The organism is Chitinophaga sp. (assembly GCF_035761305.1).
Taxonomy (GTDB): domain Bacteria; phylum Bacteroidota; class Bacteroidia; order Chitinophagales; family Chitinophagaceae; genus Chitinophaga.
Map to the genome: position 1 here is coordinate 1 of NZ_DASTRI010000065.1, position 7,412 is coordinate 7,412.

At 50.0% G+C, this 7,412-nt stretch carries 5 protein-coding genes; all 5 read right to left on the reverse strand.

Features of this window, described 5'->3' with window-relative positions; genetic code table 11:
- The coding region (locus VFS25_RS06360; protein ID WP_326461288.1) for a hypothetical protein at positions 1 to 420 on the reverse strand (420 nt) is incomplete at its 3' end.
- A 165-nt stretch (positions 421 to 585) separates the two neighbouring features.
- Positions 586 to 3,030 carry a TonB-dependent receptor gene (locus tag VFS25_RS06365; protein WP_326461289.1) on the reverse strand — a complete coding sequence of 815 codons (2,445 nt, stop codon included), beginning with the start codon at positions 3,028 to 3,030 and terminating at the stop codon, positions 586 to 588.
- 114 nt (positions 3,031 to 3,144) lie between these two features.
- Positions 3,145 to 3,426 (reverse strand): hypothetical protein, encoded by a 282-nt coding sequence (locus VFS25_RS06370; protein WP_326461290.1) that lies wholly within the window; start codon positions 3,424 to 3,426, stop codon positions 3,145 to 3,147.
- 131 nt (positions 3,427 to 3,557) lie between these two features.
- Positions 3,558 to 5,147, reverse strand: coding sequence for a DUF1501 domain-containing protein (locus tag VFS25_RS06375; RefSeq protein WP_326461291.1), 1,590 nt, complete (start codon positions 5,145 to 5,147; stop codon positions 3,558 to 3,560).
- Between the two features lie 20 nt (positions 5,148 to 5,167).
- Positions 5,168 to 6,823, reverse strand: a complete 1,656-nt coding sequence (locus VFS25_RS06380) for a DUF1800 domain-containing protein (RefSeq protein ID WP_326461292.1) — start codon at positions 6,821 to 6,823, stop codon at positions 5,168 to 5,170.
- Positions 6,824 to 7,412 lie beyond the last annotated feature (589 nt).

The window sequence follows — 7,412 nt, forward strand, 5'->3', positions numbered from 1 at the left end:
GTAATGGCCTTCTTCGGCGCCGGTAGCCGCCCATTCGAGCTTATTATTATCCAGCACTTTGATGTCTGACAGGAATGTACCTATGGAGTTCACCACTTTTACCTGGGTGCTGTCGGCCAGGAAGGTCCAGGTACCGTCATACCGGTCGCCCTTTTCGTCTATTTCCCAATAGGAACCGTCTGTATTGAATTTAACCTGGTTCCTGGATAAGTTATAGGAAACGTTGGCTTTATCCACTTTCCATACCAGCGAAGCGCCTGCTTCACTATAATCATAAAAGTATTCGTAATACCGCCAAACTCCTGAGGTGATCAATTGTAATTTCCCGCCCGCAACCTGTTCCGGCTCGGGGTCTTTGGAACATGCGCCTAAGGATAGGGATGCGAAGGCTAACAAAGCTAATTTTAAACTTGTTTTCATAAAAGCAATTGTACTTTAATTAAATATAAAGGGATATGTATCGTCTAATAACAAACATTAAACAAATATAATATTCGAATATGATTTTATGAAATAACCTGTAAAAAGAGCGGCCCAGGCAAAAGCCCGGGCCGTTTAGTAAAGAGTGAACACATTAGAAAATATCTATTTAATGTCGATTGGTACAGTGACTTTTACGCTAAAAGTACGGCCCATGTTAAATACGCCCATACGGCCGGTTACTTCATTTACCGGCGCATATTTCAGGCGGCTTAAATGGCTCTGGTATGCCACATCGCCAAGGTTGTTTACGGCAAAGTGCAGGGAGAACAGCGTTTTGCTGTTCCGGTTCACTATATCGGCTCCCAGGTGCGCATTCAATAAAGTATATCCGTTTGTAGGCGTTTCTGTTTCATAGGCGCTGAACACGTTGTTCTGATCCAGGTTCATATCCATTTGCAGGCCTATGTAGGCATTCCGCAGGCTTCCGCCCACTTTTTTAAAGTTGCCACGCAGCTCGCTTAACCAGCGACCGGGGGGAATATTGGGCAGGAATTCGGTAGAGTCGGTGGCATTGGAGGCTACCGCGCGCACATAGGAGAAAGTGTTCTCGAAGTGCAGCCAGTCAATGGGATGCGGGTGTATATCAAGTGAAAACTCCCCGCCATACAGGTTAGCGCTGGTTTGCTGGTATTTAAAGGCGCTGTAGCCTTCGTCATTATCTTCCGCGGGGATAGAGTCCATACCGGCGGCGTTCAGCAGCTTGCGGGAAAAAATGAAGTTGGTAATATGATTGTAAAACACGCTGGCGCCAATAGATACATGCTCTGTATTGAAGTCAATACCGGCATCGCCCTGGGTGCTTACTTCAGGCTTCAGATCCTGGTTGCCGTATTCGTATTTAATAGTGCCTTCATGCACGCCGTTGGCGGCCAGCTCCGCAATGTTGGGAGCGCGGAAACCACGGGCGGCATTGAGCTTCAGCGTTACCTTATCGCTGGCTTCGTAGCTGATGCCTGCGCTGGCGGATATATTGGAAAAGCTGCGGTCAAACTTCGCAAACTTGGTGGTGCCGCCATCTTTAGGCGCGCTTACCGGGGCGCCGTCTTCATCCAGGTACAGCGGCTTAGCGTTAAGGGAGCGGGTATCAAAGCGCAGACCGCCGCTTAAAGTAAGCCGGTCAAAGGTTTTGCGGGTAATGGCAAAAGCGCCGAAGTCGAACAGGTTATACGCGGGTACCAGGAACTCATCTCCTGTTACGCGGTTCTGCTGCTGCATGCCGTTTACACCCACAGAGGTTTGCCAGCCGCCCATTTCCGGGAAAAAGTATTTGAGGGCGTAGTTAAATGTTTTCAGCTTCAGGTACAGCTCCGGCGCATCGGGGTTCAGCACATCGCCAAACTCGCGGCGCTGGTTGTACTGGTAGCCCAGCGTAAGGCCCAGGCGCCCGCCATTTTGCAGGTACAGGCTATTATCCCACACCAGCTTGTTATGGTTGATCTTTTGTTTGGGCACCTGCATGCTGTATGATTTGAAGTTTGTGGCGGCTCTTTCCTCCTCTGTTCCGTTCACATTTACGGGCTGGATAAAATGCCCCTGCTCATCGCGGTCGCCTTCTACCAGGCCCAGATTCTGGTTAAAGGAAGTAAAGCTCAGGCGGGAGTAGCCCCATTGTTTGTTAATGCCAATGCCGGCGCCATAGTTGGTATTGTTAAAGCGGGAGTTGAACACATAATCATCGTACTTGTTCTTATAATCATGCGCCCATTTCTGTGTGCCGAAAACATTCCAGCTAAACCCGTTCTGGTTACCGGCAAGGTCGGCATGATAGGATATTTGCCCGTTATTGGTAAGATAATTAGCGGCTACATTGCCTTTAATGCTGCCCTCCGGCAGGAGCGCCGGCGGTACTATGTTTATTACACCTGCCAGCGCATCTGAGCCGTAAACCAGTGAGGCCGGGCCTTTCAGCACTTCTATTTTACCAACATTGTAATCATCTATTTCAATACCATGCTCATCGCCCCACTGCTGGCCTTCCTGGCGTATGCCATCCCCTATTACCACCACGCGGTTATAACCCAGGCCGCGGATAAAGGGCTTGGATATAGCCGGACCGGTAGTTACCTGGTTCACACCGGGTATTTTGGCAATAGCGTCGATAATGTTGGTAGAGATATTCTGATCCAGGTAGTTTTTACGGATCACGCTGATGGGCGTTGGGTTTTGCTTTACGGAAGTGGCCATGTTTACGCCGGTAATTACCACCTCATTCTTTTCAATAAGGGTTTCCGACAGCTCAAAATCATGCGTGGTGGCCCCGCTCACGGCAAGGCTGGTGGTAAAAGCGGCATAGCCGATATAGTGCACCTCTACGAGATACTTTCCCTTGGGCAGGTTACGGATGATATAATGGCCCTGCGCATCGGCAGAGGCGCCTACATGCAGGTCAGGGAAATAAACGGTGGCGCCGGGCAGCGGCGTTTGGCTGGCTTTGTCCACTACCTTACCGCTTAAGGTATTGTCATAAGCATCTTCTGTTGTATGAGCGCCTGCCCGTAAAAATTCCGGCACAAGCAGGCATAATAATCCGGCGATTAGTAAACGCATGGTCTGCATAAAAATCTTCTGTAAATAAATTGATCAAATAATGTGAGGACAGCTGCTGCCGCGGCCTGTTGACATTTGCCTTCAGGGGGGGCTGCTGTTCATGCGGGAAGTAATTCAGCTCAAACGGGCCGGGGGCGCGCGCAGGGAGGCATCTGCAAAACGCAGGCGTACTACCGCCGGTATGTGCGGATGGGTATATACCCAGGTTACGGGCTGCGATGGCGCCTCATAATAGCAGGTGATCTGTTCGTACGGGTGTATGGCTATCTGCAGAAATTCGCAGTGCCGGTGCTGAATGGAAAAGGCTACACCTTTATAACCACAATCGTCTATGGTATCTTCATGCGGGGCAAACAGATGGATAAACTCCCGGGGCGTGGTATGCAATGCAAACACACCCAGGAGTATGACAGCGAGTATTTTATGTAGAAATTGTTTTCTCACTTATCCATGTCGTGAGCGACAAAGATAGATAAAAAGGCTTTATTTGCAACAATGTTGCGTAAGTAAATGATGAGCGGCCATGCTTATCTTACTTTCAGCATGGTGCGCACCTGTTGAATGGAGCCGTTCTGGAAACGGGCATAATACACGCCATTAGGCAGCTGCTCCCCATCAAAGGTAATGGTGTAATCGCCCGGCGTGTGGATCTTGTTCAACGGCACCTGCACCAGGCGGCCGGTGGTATCAAAGATCTGGATCATGGTGTGCCCGCCTTTGGTTTTGTATTTGATGTACGTTTTATCGGTGAACGGATTGGGATAGTTGGTGATGTAATTGTTACCGGCGCTTTGGTTTATATCGTCTGTAGACGTAATAAGGCCGCAGGCAATGCCGCTTACAATGGGCAGGCGCTGGTAATCGTCCAGGAGAATGGTTTTCAGGTCTGTTTCCTTTACGCAGAACCACTGCTCCAATATGGAGGCGTATACCGAACGGAAGTCGTACTGCATAGGTATGTTATCTCCTACGGAGGCGGCATCGGGAATGCTGGGCGAGTTGCCCAATACGCCCTGCAGCACATAATCGCCAAATACGATCATGGGAGCGGCGGCGCCATGGTCGGTGCCCATACTGCCGTTTGATTTTGTACGGCGGCCAAATTCGGAGAAGGTCATGCCTACTACGCGCTTAGATACTTTCAGGTTGGTAAGGTCGTCCATAAATGCTTTAATGGCGGCGCTTACCTTGCCCAGCAGCCCGGCGTGCAATCCTTTGGAGGTGTCGCCGGCATCTGTTTGGCTGGCGTGGGTATCAAAGCCGCCGGTGCTTACCATGTACATGCGGGTTTTTAAACCGCCGGCTACCAGTCGCGCAACTATTTTCAGCTGCGCCGCCAGGTCGTTGTTAGCCGGGTAAGGGCTTTGCTGCGTAACCTTGCCGGCGGCCAGCTTAATGCTATCGGTATATTTATCGGCCTGTTTTGCTATGAGGCGGATGTAGGTAAGCTCATCGCCCCAGTGGGTATTAGGCACGGGATCAATGGGCGGATTTTCCAGCAGGCCGTAAAAATCAGTGGCGCTGGTAATGGCAATGCCCATGTTGGCGGCTGCACCCTGGAATACCGGAGATACGAGAGAGCCGATCTGGATGGCCAGCGGATCGGGCGCATCTGCGTTCGGGAACCCTTCGGGAAAGTTGGGATATTCAAAGCCCAGGTAGCGGCCGCCCCAGCCGGTGTTGAGTATTTCCTTTGCGCCGGAGCCCGTGAGCCATATATCCGTAGCGCGGAAGTGGGAATAGTCCGGTGAAGGGTAGCCCACGCTTTGCAGGATGCATACCTTCCCATCTTCATACAGCTGCTGAATGCCCGTCATAGCCGGGTGCAGGCCGGTTTTTATATTATTGGCCAGGGGCAGCACCTTGCCTTCCTGTATGGCGATGTTGCTGCGGGCAGCCTGGTATTTATCGTAAATATCCAACGGTATCACCATGTTCAAACCGTCGTTACCGCCGGTAAGCTGTATCATAACCAGCACATGGTCATTATCAGTGGCGGCGCCCTGTAAGGCGGCCAGCAGCGGCGACGAACCGAATGCTTTAACAGAAAATCCGTCAATGACAGACGGCAGGATGGCGGCTGATGCTGTATGTTTGAGAAAATCTCTTCTACGCATGTTAGAGGTCTTTCAGGAGGTCAGGATAATTGGTATTCGGACAGGTCCATAATAAATTTATACAAGGCTTTCAGGCGTGACTCCACTACTGTTCTTGCAGCTGCATCGCCAGGATTGCCTTTGTAGGCCGACCATGCGTCGGTCCAGTAATAATCGCTGTTGGGATTTTGGCCGCTCAACAGGATGGAGTTTTTCAAAAAGTCACGCAGGCTATCGGAAACGTCTACACGATACAGCAGGTCCAGCGAGTCTTTTACCAGGGTTACCGGATTAGCCGGGTCGGACAGCTGATCGGCAAAGGCCAGCACATCTATCTTCAGGTTTTGCGGCGTGCCCTGCCCGGTTACCAGGTAGTCTGACAGCATATTCCGTTTAGGCAGGGTATCGGTATTGATCCACAGCTCGTGGAACATGGGCTCCTGGTAATAAGCGGCCCAACCGGCCACCAGCGGAGGATCGCCAATGTTCTGCAGCATTTTGCCGGCGCTGTCGCGGATATAGTCCCACGCTTCATAGGCATTCATGTAATCGGAGGCCGGTGGAAACTGCACGTTAAATTCGCGGCACAGCCCTATACAGAAATCGACGGGGCTTTTGATCAGGCATGACATGTTCAGCGGATCGTAGAAGTGCTCGCTCCTGAACAGGGCGCTGAGCACCGGCAATATTTCATAGTCGGTGCGGAAAATATCTGCCAGCGGGGCAATTACGTTTTGCTCTACGGCATCATCTATTTTATAATAAACAAAGAAACGGTATAGCTTACGCACAATGAATTTGGCGCATTCTGCCGTTGAAAAAATAATATCCAGCAGGTCGTCCAGCTCTGATTCGCCGGCAGGGCCGGTTTTACCGGTTACGGTTTTTGCGCCGTAAAAATCGGAGAACTGTTTATTGGTAAAATCGTGCTGTGTGCTGTCGAAGTAGCTGGTAACGGTATCGAGGTTTACGCGGTAGCCGGTAAGCACGCGGGCAGCGGCACGAACGTCATCTTCTGTATAGTGAGAGTCGGGCCCTTTACCAATGGTGAACAGCTCCTGCAGCTCACGCGCATAGTTCTCATCTGCCGCGGTTTTACCATTAAGGTTACCGTTCAGGTAAACGAGCATGGCGGGATCTTTGGTAACGGCTTTGGTAAGCGCTTTAAAGTTACCCAGGGCATGTTGCCGCAGGGTGGCATTGTATTTATATACCAACCGCAGGTCTGTTACGGTTTGGGTTTCTGTTACAAAGTGGTTATGCCAGAAGAGCACCATTTTTTCGTGTATGCTCCTGGTTTGATTAAGCATTACGCCGGTCCACCAGGCTTTATAGGAGCGTTGCCTGTTTTGTCCCAGGGTATCGTTATCCGTAGGCACGTAAGCCGGTGCATTTACCCAGGTTTGGCCGGGAGCAATGCCGGTAGCATCATCACCATAGTTATTAACAGGCGGCGTCGGCATGGTGGCAAGGGGGGTGAGCAGGGCATCTACCACCTGGTCCATAGCGCCAAGTCCTTTGGCCCAGTTAAGATCCGCAGGCGAAGCGCCGAACAATGCACGTTTTAAAAGGTGTACTGCCTGTGCTGTATCAAAGGGGCCGGTATAAGGATTAATACCCGAATCTGTACGGCCAAAGGAAGTGTTCACCGTTTTGCGGCGTGCAGGGGATAAGGTCAGGAATTGTCTGCGATCCATATGTAATAGGATATGGTTAGGCGTATTGGTTTTATATAGGGCGGAGTCTACCGCAGGGCCAAATTAGTGAATTTTTTAATATAGGGTATTATTTTATTTTGGAAGAGGGTGATTTTTTGGGGGGTGGAAGGTATTTTTTTGTAACGCAATTGATGACATGTTGGTTATTGCTTTCGCTTTAAATACCGGAATGGCTTGGGTACCTGTTGTAACGGGCATGGAAGCGGTTATTGCTTTCGGTATTGGAGCCAGATGTGAGCTGATAAGTGTGCCCCTGTTACGAGCTATGGATTGCAAGTGATATGTGCCGTGAATACAGATTGCCGCGTGCGGAACATTTATATGGCCGATATAAAACGCCGGTTGCGTGGTTGTGAGGCCATGCATTGTGTGAACATTTTATGCGCATGGTGTAAATGCACCGGCCTGGTTGAAATTGGGTTAAACCATTGTGAGTCAACAGCTAAATTCGTTCCGGTATTATCATAATGATACCACCCTTATCATATTGATAATCAATTATTTACGTGAAAAAATATTTGTTAGAAGTCTAAAAGTTAATTAGTTTTGAACGGAACTTTTTTTTTCA